20 protein-coding genes and 1 pseudogene are annotated in these 19,051 nt (G+C 46.2%); 1 reads left to right on the forward strand and 20 read right to left on the reverse strand.

What is annotated here, in order from left to right:
- The first annotated feature begins 158 nt into the window (after positions 1 to 158).
- Positions 159 to 1,487, forward strand: coding sequence for an outer membrane protein transport protein (locus tag OU793_RS16565; RefSeq protein ID WP_025541609.1), 1,329 nt, complete (start codon positions 159 to 161; stop codon positions 1,485 to 1,487).
- 86 nt (positions 1,488 to 1,573) lie between these two features.
- Here OU793_RS16565 and OU793_RS16570 read toward each other — a convergent pair whose 3' ends face one another.
- The 20 genes and pseudogenes from OU793_RS16570 to OU793_RS16665 all read right to left on the reverse strand — a co-directional run bounded on the left by OU793_RS16570 (position 1,574) and on the right by OU793_RS16665 (position 19,041).
- Positions 1,574 to 2,350 carry a VacJ family lipoprotein gene (locus OU793_RS16570; RefSeq protein ID WP_011106038.1) on the reverse strand — a complete coding sequence of 259 codons (777 nt, stop codon included), beginning with the start codon at positions 2,348 to 2,350 and terminating at the stop codon, positions 1,574 to 1,576.
- A gap of 250 nt (positions 2,351 to 2,600) precedes the next feature.
- Positions 2,601 to 3,818 carry a c-type cytochrome biogenesis protein CcmI gene (ccmI, locus tag OU793_RS16575; protein ID WP_159404045.1) on the reverse strand — a complete coding sequence of 406 codons (1,218 nt, stop codon included), beginning with the start codon at positions 3,816 to 3,818 and terminating at the stop codon, positions 2,601 to 2,603.
- Positions 3,818 to 4,303: a cytochrome c-type biogenesis protein gene (locus OU793_RS16580; RefSeq protein WP_005457737.1), complete on the reverse strand. Its 486-nt coding sequence runs from the start codon at positions 4,301 to 4,303 to the stop codon at positions 3,818 to 3,820. The genes ccmI and OU793_RS16580 overlap by 1 nt, the downstream gene beginning before the upstream one ends.
- Positions 4,300 to 4,854: a DsbE family thiol:disulfide interchange protein gene (locus OU793_RS16585; protein ID WP_005457723.1), complete on the reverse strand. Its 555-nt coding sequence runs from the start codon at positions 4,852 to 4,854 to the stop codon at positions 4,300 to 4,302. Before OU793_RS16585 ends, OU793_RS16580 begins: the two co-directional genes overlap by 4 nt.
- 1 nt (position 4,855) lies before the next feature.
- Positions 4,856 to 6,832, reverse strand: a complete 1,977-nt coding sequence (locus tag OU793_RS16590; protein ID WP_005484508.1) for a heme lyase CcmF/NrfE family subunit — start codon at positions 6,830 to 6,832, stop codon at positions 4,856 to 4,858.
- Positions 6,829 to 7,314, reverse strand: coding sequence for a cytochrome c maturation protein CcmE (gene ccmE / locus OU793_RS16595; protein WP_005457727.1), 486 nt, complete (start codon positions 7,312 to 7,314; stop codon positions 6,829 to 6,831). Before ccmE ends, OU793_RS16590 begins: the two co-directional genes overlap by 4 nt.
- Positions 7,311 to 7,517 (reverse strand): heme exporter protein CcmD, encoded by a 207-nt coding sequence (gene ccmD / locus OU793_RS16600; protein WP_005457743.1) that lies wholly within the window; start codon positions 7,515 to 7,517, stop codon positions 7,311 to 7,313. Before ccmD ends, ccmE begins: the two co-directional genes overlap by 4 nt.
- A gap of 11 nt (positions 7,518 to 7,528) precedes the next feature.
- Positions 7,529 to 8,272, reverse strand: a complete 744-nt coding sequence (locus tag OU793_RS16605; protein WP_005457654.1) for a heme ABC transporter permease — start codon at positions 8,270 to 8,272, stop codon at positions 7,529 to 7,531.
- 109 nt (positions 8,273 to 8,381) lie between these two features.
- Positions 8,382 to 9,050 carry a heme exporter protein CcmB gene (ccmB, locus tag OU793_RS16610; RefSeq protein WP_005457672.1) on the reverse strand — a complete coding sequence of 223 codons (669 nt, stop codon included), beginning with the start codon at positions 9,048 to 9,050 and terminating at the stop codon, positions 8,382 to 8,384.
- Position 9,051: 1 nt separating this feature from the next.
- A complete protein-coding gene (gene ccmA / locus OU793_RS16615) occupies positions 9,052 to 9,669 on the reverse strand; it encodes a cytochrome c biogenesis heme-transporting ATPase CcmA (protein WP_005457758.1) in 618 nt (205 codons plus the stop codon).
- Between the two features lie 199 nt (positions 9,670 to 9,868).
- Positions 9,869 to 10,360 carry a DUF2802 domain-containing protein gene (locus tag OU793_RS16620; protein ID WP_025503818.1) on the reverse strand — a complete coding sequence of 164 codons (492 nt, stop codon included), beginning with the start codon at positions 10,358 to 10,360 and terminating at the stop codon, positions 9,869 to 9,871.
- 14 nt (positions 10,361 to 10,374) lie between these two features.
- Positions 10,375 to 10,869 (reverse strand): chemotaxis protein CheW, encoded by a 495-nt coding sequence (locus tag OU793_RS16625; RefSeq protein ID WP_005438733.1) that lies wholly within the window; start codon positions 10,867 to 10,869, stop codon positions 10,375 to 10,377.
- A gap of 35 nt (positions 10,870 to 10,904) precedes the next feature.
- Positions 10,905 to 12,029: a chemotaxis protein CheW gene (locus tag OU793_RS16630; RefSeq protein WP_274647807.1), complete on the reverse strand. Its 1,125-nt coding sequence runs from the start codon at positions 12,027 to 12,029 to the stop codon at positions 10,905 to 10,907.
- Positions 12,019 to 12,798: a ParA family protein gene (locus tag OU793_RS16635; RefSeq protein ID WP_005479466.1), complete on the reverse strand. Its 780-nt coding sequence runs from the start codon at positions 12,796 to 12,798 to the stop codon at positions 12,019 to 12,021. The genes OU793_RS16630 and OU793_RS16635 overlap by 11 nt, the downstream gene beginning before the upstream one ends.
- A gap of 8 nt (positions 12,799 to 12,806) precedes the next feature.
- Positions 12,807 to 13,916, reverse strand: coding sequence for a chemotaxis response regulator protein-glutamate methylesterase (locus tag OU793_RS16640; RefSeq protein WP_025585844.1), 1,110 nt, complete (start codon positions 13,914 to 13,916; stop codon positions 12,807 to 12,809).
- A gap of 24 nt (positions 13,917 to 13,940) precedes the next feature.
- Positions 13,941 to 16,144: pseudogene (locus tag OU793_RS16645) on the reverse strand (chemotaxis protein CheA).
- Positions 16,145 to 16,153: 9 nt separating this feature from the next.
- Positions 16,154 to 16,894, reverse strand: coding sequence for a protein phosphatase CheZ (locus OU793_RS16650; protein WP_005457755.1), 741 nt, complete (start codon positions 16,892 to 16,894; stop codon positions 16,154 to 16,156).
- Positions 16,895 to 17,012: 118 nt separating this feature from the next.
- Positions 17,013 to 17,381, reverse strand: coding sequence for a chemotaxis response regulator CheY (gene cheY, locus OU793_RS16655; protein ID WP_021451399.1), 369 nt, complete (start codon positions 17,379 to 17,381; stop codon positions 17,013 to 17,015).
- Positions 17,382 to 17,426: 45 nt separating this feature from the next.
- On the reverse strand, positions 17,427 to 18,161 hold the full coding sequence (locus OU793_RS16660) for an RNA polymerase sigma factor FliA (RefSeq protein ID WP_005457739.1): 735 nt from the start codon (positions 18,159 to 18,161) through the stop codon (positions 17,427 to 17,429).
- The gene (locus OU793_RS16665) at positions 18,154 to 19,041 is read right to left on the reverse strand and encodes a MinD/ParA family protein (protein ID WP_005457698.1); all 888 of its coding nucleotides are present in this window, start codon (positions 19,039 to 19,041) and stop codon (positions 18,154 to 18,156) included. Before OU793_RS16665 ends, OU793_RS16660 begins: the two co-directional genes overlap by 8 nt.
- Positions 19,042 to 19,051 lie beyond the last annotated feature (10 nt).

Below are 19,051 nucleotides of genomic sequence, written 5' to 3' on the forward strand. Positions count from 1 at the left end.
TTTCATTCTACTATCATAGTTAGATTATAAAACCATAAACAAACAACAAATTAGAACAAAACACCAAATACATTCATGTTCCGGATTTTCATTTCTAAAGTAATAACTCTACCTTTAGACTTTTGCACCACGTTATAATTAATTCAGCGAACATCAGAATGAAAACCAACAAGACTTTCCTATCAACAGCAGTAGCACTTAGCCTACTTGGCACTTCAGGCATTGCAAATGCAGCAGGCTTCCAATTAGCTGAATACTCTGCAACAGGTCTAGGTCGTGCTTACGCTGGTGAAGCGGCAATGGCTGACAACGCAAGCTCACAGTGGCGTAACCCAGCAATGCTCACTTACCTAAAAGGCACTCAAGTGTCTGTTGGTGCCATCTATGTAAATCCAAACATTGACATTAATGGCAATGTTGATTTTCATGGAAACAATATTCCTGCATCTTCAGATGACTTCGCACATGATGCGATCATTCCAAACTTTTACCTATCACACCAATACAACGACCAGTTCGCAATCGGCCTAGCATTTGGTACGAACTACGGTATGGAGACGGATCTGGGTAAAGGCTTTGCTGCCTCTCATTTCGGCAACGAAGCAAGCGTCACCACAATGGAAGCGAACCTAAACGCCGCTTACAAAATCAATGAATCAGTAAGCATTGGTGGTGGTGTCCGTTACATTATCGGCGAAGGCAGCTTTGGGGCAGCAGCACCTAAAAATAACGTAGTTGGGATGCATCCTGAAACTAATAAACCTATCAGCGTTCCTCAAGGTACTGCTCTAAAATACATGGAAGGTGACGATACGGCTTGGGGGTGGCAATTGGGTACAGCGTGGCAGATCAATGAAAACAACCGCATCGGTTTCACGTACAAATCTGAGGTTGAGCTGAAGCTTGAAGGTCATGCTGAGGGCCTTGGTTTTGGCTTCGGTACTCCTAAGCTTCCACAGCTGCGTGACAATGGCTACATGTACCTAAACCTACCAGCAACAGCTGAACTAGCGAGCTTCCACCAAGTAACAGACCAACTTGCGTTACACGCAAGTTTCAACTGGACTGACTGGAGCTCTTTCGAGAAGCTAGAAGCTCACCTAGAAACCGCTGGTACACACATGGTGAAAGTGGAAAACTGGGAAGATAACTACCGCTTTGCAGTTGGTGCGACTTACCAACTTCAACCTAAGGTAGCCCTACGTACTGGTATTGCATACGATACGTCTGCTGTAAGTGATAAAAACCGCACGATCACTATTCCAGAAACAGACCGTACTTGGTTAAGCATCGGTGCAACTTATGACTGGACGAAAGACTTCAGCCTAGACGCTGGCTTCACTTACATTATCGCGAAAGACGCACCAATCGTTGAGTCTCGTGGCTATAAGTCAGACGATTCAGCTGAAGTAGTTGGCGGTCAATTCGTTGGTGAAACAACGGGTAACGTTTGGCTAATCGGTGTTCAAGCGAACTACCGTTTCTAATTACTCGTTAAAAATCGAGAGACAAAAAAGGCTTAGCACTTGCTAAGCCTTTTTTATTGCGTTCATTTTATTTGAAACATCAACGATTAGAATTCATCTAGATATTCGTCTAACAACGCTTCTTCTTCCGGATTCACTTCTTCTACCGTGTCGATTTCTGCTTTAAAGTTTTGACGCTGAATGTAGACATCTCGAGTCAGTACATAAGGATCTGGGGAACTATCAAGCTGTGCTTCTTGCGGTACAAGCAACGCTCGTTTTTCCAAACCTTCTAATGCCCACTTCCCTAAACCAGCCCAAATATTCAAGTAAGATAATGGGAGATACATACCATCGACGGTATCTGTCACTTCTCGCAAAGTATAAGGACCATAACCAGGTATCATAAAGTATGGGCCATTCCCTACGCCATAATGACCAACAGCACTGCTGAACTCTTTATTGTCGTACTTGGTGATACCCGCCGCAGTTGCGATGTCAAATACACCGAGAATACCGAACGTAGAGTTAATCCAAAAACGGTTAAAGTGATCCACCGCTTTGCTACCGTTACCCATCAAAAGGTTGTTCACCATGCTTGATGGTTCATCAAGGTTTGACAAGAAGTTGGCGATACCGGAACGAATAGGCACAGGTGTGTATTCAACGTACGCGATCGACACAGGACGAACCAAATACGGATCTAAGTACTCGTAGTTGATTTCCCACATCGTGCGGTTAAAGCCTTCTAACGGATCATACACATCAGAAGTCGTTTGATTTGTCTCTCCTTCACTTGTTACTGCCTCCTCAGGCGCACTCGAACAGCCAACAAGACCAAGTGCTAACAGTAACATTAGGTAGGATTTACCCTTGTTATACATTCTATGTTCCATAACGACTATTAATATACTTAAGTAACCTCATTTAAAAATGTATGACCAACACCAAAAAGCAAATGCAGGAACAACCAACAAACTCAATGTTAGCGATAAATACATTTTAGAAGTCACTTGAGTATATAAACAAAGGCCAGCAAATGCTGGCCTTCGTCATTTTACTTGATAGTTTAGAGTCATACCACTAAATGGACCCGACATTGACTAAGTGTCATATATCAGAGACAACAACTAACTATTGATACTGTTTATCGATGGTCACTGCAACCGGTTGACCGAATTCAACCACATCGCTTTCGCCATGCCAATCTTGATCGCGCGTTGCAACATTGCCATCAGAATCAGCACGTACACGCACGATAAGTTTTTCTAACGATGATAGTTTTTGCCCTTGCATCATCGCATTACCGTCATCTAGCACCACTGTTCGTGGGAACGAACCAAGTGGATAGCGAGCGGCTGCAACCGGCATTGGTGAACCATCAGCACGATGAATTGAGACAATTAATACCGCGTTAGGATCAAGTTGTGCTTCAGGTGCGACATTAATCGTTACTGCCACGCTTTTATCCGGAGAAACCACTTCACCCATTTGTTTGCGTGCATGGTCGATACTGCGTGAAAGGCTTTCGTAACGGCTATCGTCAGGACCGATCATCTGCTGCATGATGCCCCAGTATTTAATTGCTGCGGGGTAATCTTTACGTTCAAATGCATCAAATGCGAGCAATGAGAACACGCGTAAATCCACGTAATCTTGTTGCATGAGCTTACCAAGTAAAGAACGAGCCGTTGCTTGGTCCATCTCGTCTTGAGAAAGCATTAACGCCTGAGCGTAACCTAACATAACGTCAGGATCTTTTGGCTCAAGAGCATACGATTTCTTCATAGAATCGATGGCTGTCGTCACATCGCGGTTCGCTAATGCAATACGACCGAGTAGCAACCAACCGGTTGAATCTTCTGGCTGATAATGCAGGCGCGTGCGCAGTGCTAACGTTAAATCAGCCATTTCATCATCGCTCAGAGGTTCAGAGGACGACGACATCAGCTTCTTAGAAAGCTCTGGCAAGTTAGACGTAACCTCTTGCCATTTCACAACATCTTGAGATGCGCCAAACTGGTAATAAAGCCCGTAACTTAACGCAACCGTAAGAATCACAGAAGGAATAAGCACTGCCATCGGCGAGACTTTGGTTTCCTGACTCATTTTCTGTGCAGGAATATCATCCAAAAGTGACTGCTTAAGATCAGAAATCAGATCTTCTTGACTCTCGACAAGACCTTCTTCTGTTTCTTCTTGAAGCTCAGAAAGACGATCTTTATAAAAAGCTTTGTTCAACTCATCACGTAAGATGTCGTCGTTGTTTGCTTTCTGCTTCAGAAGAGGCAGCGCAACTAACGCACAAGCAATCAACGTAAGAATAACGGTGGAAATCCAAAATAGAGTCATTACTTATTATCTCCGTTATTCTCTTCTTCAAGCAGTGCTTTTAAACGCGCTTCTTTTTGCTCGTCCCATTTCTCGTCGTTGTTTGCCGTGACTTTTGCTTTTGACTTTCGGCTACGGAGCACGATCAAACCAAAACCGCCCAAAACCACAGCCAGTGGACCAAGCCATAAAATCGCTGTCGACATAGTGAATGGCGGATTGTAAGTCACGAAGTTGCCGTAGCGCGCGATCATGTAATCGACGATCTCTTCTTTTGACTTGCCCTCTTTCGTCATTTCGTAGACCTTGTGGCGCAAGTCTTGAGCAAGTTCGGCATTCGAATCAGAGATGGTGTTGTTCTGACATTTAGGGCAGCGCAATGTGTGTCCTAGCTCTTTGAACTGTTGCTCCTGCTCTAAGTTGTCAAACTCATACACTTCAATTGCAGCATGTGCCGCCAACGAGAATGTTAGGGCTGCAAACACTGCTAAAATCACTTTTCTCATTGCTTCGCCTCCTCAACCAGCTGGTTGTACATTGGTGCTAACGTGTCAGCCCAATTTCGAGGGTTAACATCACCTACATGACGGTAACGAATGACACCATTCGCATCGATAATGAAGGTTTCCGGTGCGCCGTACACACCAAGATCCAGACCCAACATACCGCTGCCATCGAACAAACTAATTAGGTACGGGTTACCTAAATCGTTCAACCAACCGATCGCTTTGTTTCGATCATCTTTGTAGTTCATACCGATGATCTTCACGCCTTTACCAGCAAGTTCGTTGAGATATTTATGCTCTGCGTAGCAAGTAGGACACCATGTAGCCCACACATTTAACAGCAGAGGCTCACCTTTAAAAATCGACTGATCGTACTGTTTACCCGGTTCGGCCAAGTCTTCTAAGTGAAACTTAGGAACAGGTTTGCCAACTAAAACAGATTCCAGCTTTGTTGGGTCGTCCCCATCTTGGTTACGAACCAACTGTGTTGCGAAGATCCCCGCCAGAACTAAGAAAGCAACCAACGGGATAAACAAGATTTTCTTATTCATTTTATGCTACCTGCTCGTTTGACTTTGCGTTCTTTTTCGATGACTTACGGAAGCGGTAACGCTTATCAGAAATCGCTAGGGCGCCGCCTAATGCCATGATCAAAGAGCCAGCCCAGATCCAACGTACGAACGGTTTGTAGTAAATGCGCACCGCCCAAGAACGGTTATCTTCCAAACGCTCACCCATTGCGATGTATAGGTCACGAGTGATGCCACGGTCAATGGCCGCTTCTGTCATCATCGACTTAGCGGTGCGGTAGAAACGCTTCTCGGCATGAAGTGTATTGATGTACTTACCGTCGTGCGTGATTTCGAAATCAGCGATGTAACCATCGTAGTTCGGACCGTCTTTATCACGAAGACCCGAGAAGTAGAAATCATAACCTTCGATTTGGAAGTGTTCACCTGGCGCTAAACGCACATCACGCTCAATGCTGTAGTTTTGTACCATAGCGATACCAATGATCGTCACAGCAAGACCGATATGACCAAACATCATCGCCCAGTGGCTACGTTGAAGCTTACGAACACCTTCAGCAAAACTGTGACGGTGCGTCGCACGCTCATGCAATTCGAACGCATGCATTGCCACGATCCAAATCGACATAACCCAGCCGATGTACGCCATCACTGAGAAGAAATCAGCAAATAGGAATACACAAACCGCCGCCAACGCCAGAGACACAGTGCCCGACACAAGCATAGGCTTCACAATCGAAGATAACTGGTCACGCTTCCAACGGATAAGAGGACCGATACCTAGCAAGAAGGCAAACGGCATCATGAGCCATGCAAATAGCATATCGAAGAATGGGGCACCGATAGAAACCGAGCCCAAACCAAGCTGCTTGTGAACCAATGGCAACAACGTACCAACTAAAACAACCACAAGTGCAGCAATCAGCAAAACGTTATTGGCCAGAAGTGCGTTTTCGCGTGACACTAAATCAAAGTTACCACGAACACGTACCGCCGCACCTTTCACCGCGAATAGCAGTAAAGAGCCACCGATAACGAAGACAAGGAAACCAAGGATAAACATACCGCGAGAAGGATCGGACGCAAACGCGTGTACCGACACCAAAATGCCCGAACGAACTAAGAAAGTACCTAACAAACTCAACGAGAATGCAGAGATCGCTAGCAATACTGTCCAAGCTTTAAATGTACCGCGTTTTTCCGTTACTGCTAGCGAGTGCATAAGTGCAGTACCTGCTAGCCAAGGCATAAAGGATGCGTTTTCTACTGGATCCCAGAACCACCAGCCGCCCCAGCCAAGTTCGTAATAAGCCCACCAAGAACCTAGTGCGATACCCAAAGTTAGGAATACCCAAGCCGCCGTTGTCCAAGGACGAGACCAGCGCGCCCATGCTGTATCAAGACGACCTGTCATTAGAGAAGCAATCGCGAACGAAAACGCAACAGAGAAACCGACGTAACCCATGTACAGCATTGGTGGATGCACAATCAGCCCTGGGTCTTGCAGAAGCGGGTTCAAATCTCGACCATCAACAGGGAAGAACGGTAACGTACGTAGGAATGGGTTTGACGTTAAGATGATAAACAGTAGGAAACCTACTGAGATCATACCCATTACGGCAAGTACACGTGCAACCGACTCTTGTGGCATACCGCGACTGAATGTAGCAACCGCGACAGTCCAACCTGCTTGGATAAGCACCCAAAGCAATAGGGAACCTTCGTGTGCACCCCATACCGCTGTCAAACGGTAGTACCAAGGCAGTTGGCTGTTTGAGTTACTTGCTACGTATTGCAGAGTGAAGTCGTTAGTATAAAAACCCCAACACAAAATCACGAACGAGAAAAACAGCATGATGAACATCGACCAAGACAGCGGTCGAGCGGTATTCATCAGCATCGTATTATTGTTTGATGCGCCCCATAGCGGCAGTACAGAAAGCAGTACCGCCATCGCTAAAGATAAAATGAGGGCAAAATGGCCGATTTCAGCAATCATTCGCCGCTTCCTTGTTTTTGTTCACTGCTGTATTGCAATGGTTCATGCGTTTTCTTCATGGCTTCTGCAATTTCAGGTGGCATGTATTCTTCGTCGTGTTTAGCGAGAACTTCAAACGCTTCAACTGTCGTTGCGTCTTTTAGAACACCTTGCGCAACGATGCCCTGCCCTTCACGGAACAAATCAGGAAGAATACCTTCGTAAGTGATCGTTACTTTTGGACCCACATCATGCAGATCAAAGCTCACTTTAAGAGAGTTAGGATCACGACGAACCGAGCCTACAACCACCATACCACCAATACGAAGACGCTGACCAACCTCAGGTTTAGTACCATCTGGCTTACCGTTGACCAGTTCAGTCGGCGTGTAGAAAAGGTCCATATTTTGGTTAAGCGCATATAGCATCAAACCGATGGTGGCACTGATACCGATAAAGATCGCCAGAACAATACCTAGCCTCTTTTTACGTCTCGGGTTCATAAGGTGTTCTCCATATTCTTCGCTGCGTCAATACGCGCTTGACGGTCAATTTTCGCTTTCACTTCTTTCATTAATGCATCACCGCGACGTAGACTGGTGATTAGAAGGATAAGCATTGATAAAAAAGTAATGCCGAACGCGCTCCATACGTATGACGCATAGCCACCCATGGCAAAAAAGTCGCTCAGAGATTCAAAGTGCATCGTTAATTACCTCACTGAGTTTTGTCTGTTGCGAGATCGCGAACCCAAGGGCGATGACTTTCTTTACTGATGATTTCGTTACGGAAACGCACCATAGTCACAGCACCAAAGAAGAACGCAAAACCAAAGATATTCAGCAACAGTGGCCAAAGCATGTCGGATGAAATTGAAGGTTGTTCGAATTTCGTAATTGTTGCGCCTTGGTGAAGCGTGTTCCACCACTCAACAGAGAAGTGGATGATTGGCAGGTTCACTACGCCAACAATCGCCAAAATACCCGCTGCTTTTGCAGCCGTTTTTTGGTCATCAAACGCGTGGTAAAGTGCTATCACACCAAGGTAAAGGAATAGAAGAATAAGTTCAGAAGTAAGACGAGCATCCCATACCCACCAAGTGCCCCACATCGGTTTGCCCCAAACGGCACCGGTCAGAAGAGCAATAAAGGTGAATACTGCGCCGATCGGTGCCATCGCAAGAGCTGCCATATCTGATAAGCGAACTTGCCAAACCAAACCGATAAAGGCCGCAATCGCCATCGACATGTACACACCCATAGACCAAATAGCAGATGGAACATGAATATAAATAATTCGGAAACTGTCACCTTGTTGGTAATCAGAAGGCGCAAACGCCAGTCCCCAAACGGTACCTACCGCTAGGCATACGAGGGCCAATACAGAAAACCAAGGTAAGAACTTACCACTCAAACGGTAAGCTGCTTCTGGCTTGGCATAAGGATGTAGCCATTTCCACATGTTTAGTTCTCACTCTTACTTCAGGGACACTGTCTAAGGGGTCGAGACCGTAGCAGTGCTTTAATAATAATTCTTTGATCAAGCGTCGTGTTAATGACACTTTATTGAGTTAGTTAACACTAACTCGCAACGCGGCACTGATTGCAAATGGCGTGAGAGTTATCGCGCCCATTAACATTGCACCTAAAATCGCCAGTTGACCGTTATACGCCATACCTAACGCAGCAGCATCAATCGCCGATGTTGCGAAAATCAGAATTGGGATATAGAGCGGAAGAATAAGCAAACTCAAAAGAACGCCGCCCTTTTGTAACCCAACTGTCAGCGCCACACCAATAGCACCGATAAAACTCAGTGTCGGGGTGCCAATCATTAACGTGAGCACCACAGACAACCAAGTGTTGAAATCCAGAGAAAGTAATACTGCCAATAGCGGGCTGATCAAAATCAGCGGTAATCCCGTTAGCACCCAATGAGCTATGACCTTAGATATCACCACAAGTTGCAAGGGAATTGGCATGAGCATCATTTGCTCTAACGCACCATCTTGAAAATCATCACGAAATAGACGTTCTAATGATAATAATGCCGATAGCAATGCGGCAACCCAAACAATGCCCGCTGCAATACGTGCTAACAAATTAGGTTCAGGCCCAATACTCAATGGAAACAAAGTAATAACAATAATAAAGAACCAAAGCGGGTTCAAAATGTCGGCTTGGCGACGAAATGCAATCAAGAGTTCGCGGCGAATAATAGTTGTCATGGCCGAAATCATATCAATCACCCAATTTTATTTTTCTAAGTTTAGGGCTGTCAGCAAACATATCTTGGTGCGTCGTTAACATCACAATGCCACCGTTATCGGCATGCTGAGCAAACAGAGCTTCAAGCACTTTGACACCTTGTTTGTCGATTGCTGTTAGTGGTTCATCCAAAATCCACAAAATCTGCTTACTTAGCCAAAGTCTAGCCAAAGCAACGCGACGCTGCTGACCCGCAGAAAGTTGTGCTACAGGTACATCTTCTCGCCCCGCAAGCCCCACTTGGGTTAAAGCAGTAAAGATTTCTTCATCGGAAGTGCTGTTATTTTGAATAGATTGGTAAAAACGTAAGTTTTCAAATGCGGTGAGTTCGCGCTTTACGCCAGTTTGATGGCCGAGAAATAGCAAGTCTTGGTGGAAGACATCACGAGATTTTTCAACCTCTTCACCTTTCCACTTGATCATTCCTTCTTCTCTATCGCCTAACCCTGTAATAATGCGCAGTAGCGTCGTTTTACCTGTGCCATTACGCCCTTCGATCTGGACTAACTCACCAGGCTTAATTTCAAATTGCAGGTTTTCAAACAGGACCCTTTCATCACGGATCGCAGTCAGGTTAGACACTTCTAACATAGGGCTTCAACTTCATAAGGAACGAAGGGCTATATTAACACAGCTTACTTGTGACAAAACAGGATAAGAAAGCAGGGATGTATGTAAGTTCATGTATTTTTGTTAACTTACTGTCACACTTTGATAAAATTAACCATAAGTGGCTATAAGTTTTTATTTTAGATATAAAAAAAGAAGCCGAAGCTTCTTTTTATTCTCTTTATCGTCGACGCCCACGTGGTGGGTAATTCGAATCATCGGAAGGTTGACTGCTTAATGGCGGGATCTTCTCTTTTCCAGCCAGTTTTTTCTGCAAAGAGAGCATCAACTCTGCTTCTGCTTTTGGCAGTTCACACTCTTCGATTAGCTCGTTGATATCAGCCCCTAACTGCACCATTTTGGTTGCTCTACTGTATAAGCGACCATCAGTATCAGCGTGTTCGAGTTCGCGAATTCGCTCATTAAGATGTTGGATGATATCTTGCTGCTCAGTTACTTTTTGGCCAAGGCCAACTACAACCGAACGTACCTCTAGTAGCTGTTTGTTCAGCTTCTGCACTTCTTTATCCGCGTGTCGTGCCTGCGCTCGCTGTTGGTCCATTTGCTTTTGCAAACTAGCACGAATGCGCAGCTGCAACACAACCAACACCAATACAATAAACGCAACGCCACCCGTGAGGAATGGTACAGATAAAAAAGTATCTTCAGCCATCATCATTCAGCCAATTATAGGTGAGCCATCTCGTCCCATTCGTCGTCAGTTAGCAGCTTGTTCAAATCAACAAGGATCAGAAGCTTACCGTCACGGTTGCTTACACCTTGGATGAATTTCGCGCTTTCGTCTGTACCTACAGAAGGCGTAGTGTCGATCTCAGAAGAACGTAGGTAAACCACCTCAGCAACGCTATCTACCAAGATGCCGATAACTTGACGCTCTGATTCGATCACGATGATACGTGTGTTATCAGTTACTTCGCCTTCCATCAAACCGAAGCGTGAACGTGTATCGATAACCGTTACAACGTTACCACGTAGGTTGATGATACCTAGTACGTAATCTGGCGCACCTGGAACTGGAGCAATTTCAGTGTAACGAAGAACTTCACGAACTTGCATTACATTGATGCCGTACGTTTCTTCTTCTAGTTGGAACGTCACCCACTGAAGAACTTCGTCATTCGATGTATCTTTCTTCACTTCTACTTCAAAAGCTTGAGACATAGTTAATCCTCGTTAATGTCGTTCCCGACTTAAATCTAATTCAGTGATTTTACATCTAAACCGGCGTTTAGCATGTCTATAAGTGCTTGGACATGAATTAAAGCACACATTTTTTCTTTCACCATGCCCGCTAGCCAAGGGCGTTTACCCGCTTGTTCTCGCCAACGAACATTGTCGCCATTTAGGGTTTCCGTACCCAATAGTTGGTTACTGGCCAAACCCCACATGCTTTCACCAAGCATGACAACGTATTGGTAGTTATCTTTGTATTCATCCCCACGGAGTTTGTCTGCCATCACCCACTTTGCAGTGTCGACGACATCAAACTGCTGTTCGCGGTTCGTCTGTAAACCTAAGTACCAGGCTGGTCGACCAATAAGGTGGTTGAGCTCGGTAATGCGATGAATGCCACCCAATTCATCGAGCGGTACGGCAAATGTCACTTCGTTGACATCAAAGTAAAGCACTTGAAAATCTTCACTTCTTTGCGTGCCTTCCCACGTATTGGGGATCGCGGGGCTCGCCTCGGTTTCCAGTTGCGTTTCGGTTTGCTGTTCTATCGCGATGTCTTGTTCTATCTCAGGAACAACTTCTACCGCTTCGACTTGAGCTACCTCAGTTTGAATGACTTCAGAAACAGGCTCTTCTATCACCCATTCTTGAATTTCTTCAACCACTTCTATTGGTGACTCAACAGCTACTTCAACGTCTGGTTGTATCGACTTTGCGTGAATCGCAATGTCGATGGTGTTCTGTTCCAAAATGTCGTCTATGTCTAACTCATCTACGACATTGGTCGATTCGAGTTGACTCAATAACCTTTGAACGTCTTCTAAATTCGGCGCTTCCAGTTGCGGTGCGTAGTTTTCGCAAAACTGGTAAGAGTCTGACTCTGCGTATTGCATCTGGAGCTCTGGCTCTGGCTCTGGCTCTGGCTCTGGCTCTGGCTCTGGCTCTGGCTCTGGCTCTGGCTCTGGCTCTGGCTCTGGCTCTGGCTCTGGCTCTGGCTCTGGCTCTGGCTCTGGCTCTGAAGAGGATAGTTCCTGAGCGAGCAAGTCAAGCTCATGTTCGAGATCAGTCACCTCAACTTCTTCACCGAGTAATGCGCTGAAGTAATCATCAAGCGCCTGCTCGCTGGAAAGTACGCTGTTACTGCTCATCGAACGCTAACCTCTCCAAGTAAATCAATAGCTGTTTGTACGCAAACACACCACGGCTACCGGATGCAAAGTGCGACGCTGGTAAGTGTTTCAAACTTGCGTCTCGGAACTTGGTGTCAATCGGTACTGCGGAAGTCCACACTTGGTTCGGGTAGTCTTTTTTCAGTTGCGTCAAAGTCTGCAACGAAGCGCGAGTTCGCTTGTCGTACATGGTTGGTACGATGGTGACTTTGAACCCATCTGGACGTGATTTCTGCATGATCGTCAACGTACGAATCATACGTTCCAAGCCTTTCATCGCGAGGAACTCAGTCTGTACTGGGATCAAGATACGATCACTCGCCGCGAGTGCATTAACCATCATCACACCAAGGATTGGCGGACAATCGATCAACACGTAGTCGTAATCTTGCGAAACCGCTTGAAGTGCGCGCTTCAAAATCAACCCCATGCCACTGCGGTTACCCATTACGCGGTCTAGCGTAGCCAATGACATGTGCGCAGGAATGATGTCCATTCCTTCCAGCTCGGTTTCTAAGATCAACGGCTTAACCGTATCGCGAGTGAACGTCTTTAGCTGAAACAGATCGAACAAGCTTGATGACACGGTATCTGAGTCGTAACCAAGATAAGTCGTCAGTGACGCATGAGGATCGGTGTCGACCATCAATACACGATGACCTTTCTGACTCAACAAACCTGCTAGTGTCACTGTTGATGTGGTTTTTCCTACCCCACCTTTTTGGTTAGCTACACTCCAAACGATCATGATTTATCCTACGCTAAACCCACTTCCACCAGCATGCGTTCTGCAATTCGGTCAAGAGGTAAATCTTCAGAAGAAATGCCCGCTTTAGCAACAGCTTGAGGCATACCGTAAACCACACAGCTTTCTTCGTCTTGTGCCCAAATGGTTGAACCTGCCGATTTCAGCATACGTGCACCTTCTCGGCCATCTGCACCCATTCCGGTGAGCACCATAGAAAGCACTTTGTCGCCGTAAACTTTCGCCGCCGAGCCAAAGGTCACATCCACACACGGTTTGTAGTTCATGCGATCACCGCCATCAATGATGCGAAGGCGAGCAGCACCTGCACGACCATCAATCATCATTTGCTTGCCGCCTGGCGCTAGGTAAGCCACACCAGCTTGTAACACATCACCGTCTTGTGCTTCTTTCACTTGGATCTTACACAACGTGTTCAATCGACTTGCAAATGCCGCCGTAAATGTCGCAGGCATATGCTGAATCAGCACGATTGGATGTGGGTAGTTCATCGGCAGACGAGTAAGAATTTTTTGTAAAGCAACTGGGCCACCAGTGGATGTGCCAATCGCAGTTAACTGGTATTTCTTACCCGATGCGCGGAACTTGGTTGCTGCCGGTCGAGCCGGAGCCGATGCGGCAGGCGCAGCGGTTCTTGAAGCCAATGGGCGTGCAGAACTAGTTGCAGCAGCTGGACGCGCTACAGGACGGCGCATGAAAGCACGCTTAGAGGCAATTTGAATGACACGTTGCTGAAGCAGCGAAACCGCTTCATCGCGGTTACGTGCAATATCTTCAAACTTCTTCGGTAAGAAGTCCAGAGCGCCAGCGTCCAACGCATCAAGAGTTGCTTTCGCCCCATCATGAGTCAGGGACGAAAACATCAGAATTGGCGTTGGAGATGCAGCCATGATTTCACGCACAGCCGTAATGCCATCCATAACTGGCATTTCAATATCCATGGTGATGACGTCCGGCTTGAGAGCTTTGGCTTTTTCGACCGCTTCTCTGCCATTTACCGCAACGTCAATCACTTCTAGGCGCGATTCTGAGTTGATGATTTCGCTTACGCGACGACGGAAAAAACTCGAATCATCAACGACTAGTACTTTAATCGCCATTTTGTTCCTTTTCTTTACGTCAGCTTAGATGCGCGAAGCTGCTGCGTATTGCTTCAATAGATCTGGCACATCAAGAATCAATGCAATGTGACCATCACTGGTAATCGTCGCACCAGCCATACCAGGTGTACCTTGCAATAAGTTATCTAATGGCTTGATAACCACTTCTTCTTGACCGATAAGCGTGTCGACGACAAAACCAACGCGTTGGCTGCCGATCTGCACAATCACAACATGACCATGACCGATGCGTTGCTCCACGCGAGGAGACTTAGACGCCAACCAGTTTTGTAGGTAGAACAGTGGAATAGACTTATCGCGAACGATGATGGTTAACTGACCATCTACCACGTTGGTGCGGCTTAAATCTAAGTGGAAAATCTCGTTTACTGACGCAAGTGGTAGTGCAAACGGATGACCGCCAACACCCACCATTAAGGTCGGCAAAATCGCTAGAGTCAGTGGCACTTTGATGGTGATCTTCGTGCCCTTGCCTAGCTCTGAATCGATGTCGATAGAGCCGTTTAAGGTGTTGATCGCCGTCTTAACTACGTCCATACCCACACCGCGGCCTGAAATATCAGAGATTTTCTCTTTACTTGAGAAGCCAGGGGCGAAGATAAGGTTAAAACACTCTTTATCCGATAAACGCGCTGCTGCATCTTCGTCCATCATGCCGCGTTTTACCGCAATGCCACGAAGTTTATTAGGATCCATACCGCCACCGTCATCAACGATAGCCAATTCGATATGGTCACCTTCTTGTGAAGCAGATAAGATGACTTTACCAGTGCGCGATTTACCCGCTTTTACGCGGTCTTCTGGCATTTCAATGCCGTGGTCAACCGAGTTGCGCACCAAGTGGATCAATGGATCCGCTAGCGCTTCTACTAGGTTTTTATCGAGATCGGTTTCTTCACCGCGCATTTCCAGCACGATGTCTTTATTTAGGTTACGCGCCAAGTCACGTACAACGCGAGGGAAACGGCCAAATACTTTCTTAATTGGCTGCATGCGCGTTTTCATTACTGCACCTTGAAGGTCTGCAGTAACAACGTCTAGGTTTGCCACAGCTTTCGACATTTCTTCATTGTCGCTGTTCAAACCAAGACTTAATAAGCGGTTACGCACCAACACGAGCTCACCCACCATGTTCATGATGGTATCTAGCGTTGATGTATCAACACGTACCGTCGCTTCTGTTTTGACTCCTCTTTCACCGCCACAGGTTTTGCTGCTGGCTTAGGAGCAGAGGCTGGCGTTGAAACCGGAGCAGGCTGTGCAACAGGTGCTGGTTTTGGCGCTTCTGGAGCTAGAGCGGAAGCAGGCTTAGTTGCCATATCAAGCTCTTCAAGCGTTGGGCCTTTGCCCGCACCGTGTAGCTCGTCAAGCAGCTTCTCAAACTCTTCATCGGTCATCAGGTCGCTATCGCCTGAAGCAGCTGAAACCGCAGGAGCAGCAGGTTCTGGTGCTTTAGGCGTCTCTACAGGAGCGGCAGTTGCTGCTGAAGGGCTCTGACCAACACCATGCAATTCATCGAGAAGACGTTCGAATTCGTCATCGGTGATATCGCCATTGTCCAGAACAGGCGCACTTGCTTGAACAGGTGCAGCCGCTGCTGGAGCTGGTGTCGATGCGCCTGGTGCAGCACCTTTACCGTGCAGCTCATCAAGAAGCTTTTCAAACTCGTCTTGAGTAATTTCGTCGACAGAACCTATAGAACCCGCCTCCGTTGTGTCGGCTGCAGGGGCAGCTGGCACTTCGTTAGCAGGTTCTGGGATAATTGGTTCTGGAGTAACGATAGGTTCTTCAACCACTGTAGCTACTTCGTCTTCAGACTCAGGCTTACATAGACGGTGCAGTTCATCCAGCAACGCAGGGTCTGCAGCTTCTAACGCTTCTCGATCTTGCACAGCTTGGAACTGGGTATTTACCGTATCCAACGCCTTCAACATGGTATCCATGAGGCTTGGCGTTACAGAACGTTGGCCATTTCGCAACACGTCGAACACGTTCTCTGCACCGTGGCAGGTGTCGACCAGTTCTGCTAAGGATAGGAAACCGGCACCACCTTTCACGGTATGGAAACCGCGGAAGATAGCATTAAGTAAGTCTTTGTCTTCTGGATTGTTTTCTAACTCAACCAGCTGCTCAGAAAGCAGCTCTAGGATTTCTCCGGCCTCAATTAGAAAGTCCTGAAGGATATCTTCGTCTAAATCGTAGCTCATACGTTACCTTTAAAATCCAAGACTGGACAACAAGTCATCGACTTCGTCCTGCGATGAAACCGCATCTTCTCTCAGTTCTGGATGAAGAATAGGGCCTTCGGCTTCGCTTGATTGTTTAATCTTTTTATCTGCCGGTTCTGACAAAACTTGAACCTGTTCTGCTGGTTTTTGGCCAGAGAATACGGTGAGGATTTCCACCAAACGGCCTTCTACTTCGTTTACCAGCGTAATTACGCGACGAATAATTTGACCCGTTAAGTCTTGGAAGTCTTGCGCCATAAGAATTTCGGTCAACTGACCGCGCAATTCAGTGCTATCACCTTCGACCTGAACAAGCAGTTTGTCGATACGGTGACACAGAGCTTTGAATTCGCTTAATTCAATGCGCCCGTACATGAGTTCATTCCATTGAGGACGAACTTGTTGAAGGCAATCATGCAGGTTATCGGCGATTGGAAGGCAGCAATCTACTGCATCCATCGTCTTGTTTGCTGCCAGTTCCGTTTTCTCGATCACATAGTGCAGACGATCCCGAGCATTCGGGATTTCATCTTTAGCTATTTCGGTCATGCGTTGATCGAGGTTGAACTGCTTTAGTGAATCATGAAGGTCTCGAGTCAGTGTTCCGATTTCTTGCAAAACCGGATTCTCTGTACCTTCATATAGCGAGGCAACAAGCATGTTCGCTTGATCTTGTTCCCCGTTTTCTAGCATTTGAACGAGCGACTTCGCCTGCTCTAGTGAGATCATTCTGAATAGACCCTTTTACGTTTAGTTCTTCTTATCGCTTCGAAAACGTCAAACGAGTCATTTTATGTGTATGTATTATTTGGAATAAACGACTCGAATAACAAAGAGAAAGAGAGAGTTATAAACGTTCGAAAATTTTCTCTAATTTTTCTTTTAGTGTTGCAGCAGTAAATGGCTTAACAATGTAGCCGTTTACACCTGCTTGAGCAGCTTCGATGATCTGCTCACGCTTCGCTTCAGCCGTGATCATAAGTACAGGAAGGTGCTTAAGCTCTGCATCGGCACGGATGTGTTTAAGCAGATCGATACCTTGCATTCCTGGCATATTCCAGTCGGTTACAACAAAATCGAAGTCACCTTTTTTCAGCATTGGTAATGCAGTTAAACCGTCGTCGGCTTCTTGAGTGTTATTGAAACCCAAGTCACGAAGCAGGTTTTTAACAATACGGCGCATTGTTGAGAAATCATCAACAATAAGGATCTTCATGTTTTTATTCAAAATTGCCTCCACTGAATCGTAAAATCAGTGTTTTTAGTCATTTTGTGTCCACGCACTGAGCTTGGTGCGTAAACGTTGCATCGCTTGGCTTAGTATTTGGCTTACACGAGATTCGCTTACACCTAATACATCACCAATTTCTTTCAAATTGAGTTCTTCGTCATAATAAAGCGAAAGTACTAAAGCTTCACGCTCTGGAAGCTGTTTTATTGATTCAACCAGTGCTTTTCTGAACGATTCATCTGCAACCCCCTTAAATGGGTTGCTGTCATCAGTTTCATCTGCTGGTGAAATCACATCATCAGAAACGCCTAAATCTTCAATACCAACTAATCTTGAGCAGTTTATATCGGTCAGAGCACTATGATATTGATCCAGTGACATCCCGAGATGTGCTGCTACTTCAGAATCTGTCGGATCACGATTTAACACGCCTTCCAGCTCTGCGACCGCTTGATTAATTTCGCGATTATTCTTATGAACAGAACGCGGTACCCAGTCACCTTTGCGCATGTCATCTAACATGGCGCCACGAATGCGGATACCAGCATAAGTTTCAAAGCTCGCACCTTTAGAACCATCATAATTCTGCTGAGCTTCGATAAGACCGATCATGCCGGCCTGAATTAAATCCTCTACCTGAACACTCGGCGGTAAACGGCCTAACAGGTGGTGAGCAATACGCTTAACCAACACAGAGTAGCGTTCAATGAACGCTTGCTGACTATTAAACTTGCCATGCTGGTCATAGGTTATCGCTTTATTCACCAAAAGGGTCCTCTGCGAATTCGGTACGATTTAGCAACCTTTCCACAAAAAATTCCAAGTGTCCACTTGGTGTTTTCGGCAGTGGCCACATCAGCGCTTTGTTTGCCAATGAGCTGATAGCTAAAGCCGCAGGAGAGCGAGGGAACGCATCAACGACAATTTTTTGTCTTTTTACGGCTTGTCGTACTTTATCATCTAATGGAATACATGCTACGAGCTCAAGGCTTACATTCAAGAACCGCTCTGTGACTAGCGTCAACTTTGCAAACAATTCTCGACCTTCTCGGTAGCTTCTGACCATATTTGCAACAACTTTAAAGCGTTGGACTTGGTGTTCTTTGCTCAAAAGCTTAATTAGTGCATAAGCATCAGTGATAGAAGTCGGTTCGTCACAGACTACTACAACTACATCTTGAGCTGCACGAGAAAAACTAATAACCATATCAGAAATGCCAGCTGCTGTATCAATTAGCAGGATGTCCATTTCATCTTCAAGACTACCAAATGCGCGGATGAGTCCAGCATGTTGAGCATGAGAAAGCTCTGTCATGCTTTGTGTGCCAGAAGTTGCAGGGATTATCTTTATACCATAAGGGCCTTCAACAATCGCATCTTTTAGCTCACATTCACCCGCTAGCACATGTCCCAGGTTACGTTTTGAACGAATTCCGAGCATTACGTCAACATTAGCCAGACCTAGGTCAGCGTCGAGAACCATCACCTTCTTGCCTTGGCGAGCCATGCAGATCGCCAGACCCAGCGTTACGTTAGATTTCCCCACACCACCTTTGCCGCCAGTAACAGCAATCACTTTTGTCAACGATGGTTGTGTTAAGCGACGGAGGCCGCTTGCTTGATCGTGTATCATATTCTCAGTCATAGTAGTCCGC

The organism is Vibrio sp. VP6, from assembly GCF_028823755.1.
Classification (GTDB): Bacteria; Pseudomonadota; Gammaproteobacteria; order Enterobacterales; family Vibrionaceae; genus Vibrio; species Vibrio parahaemolyticus.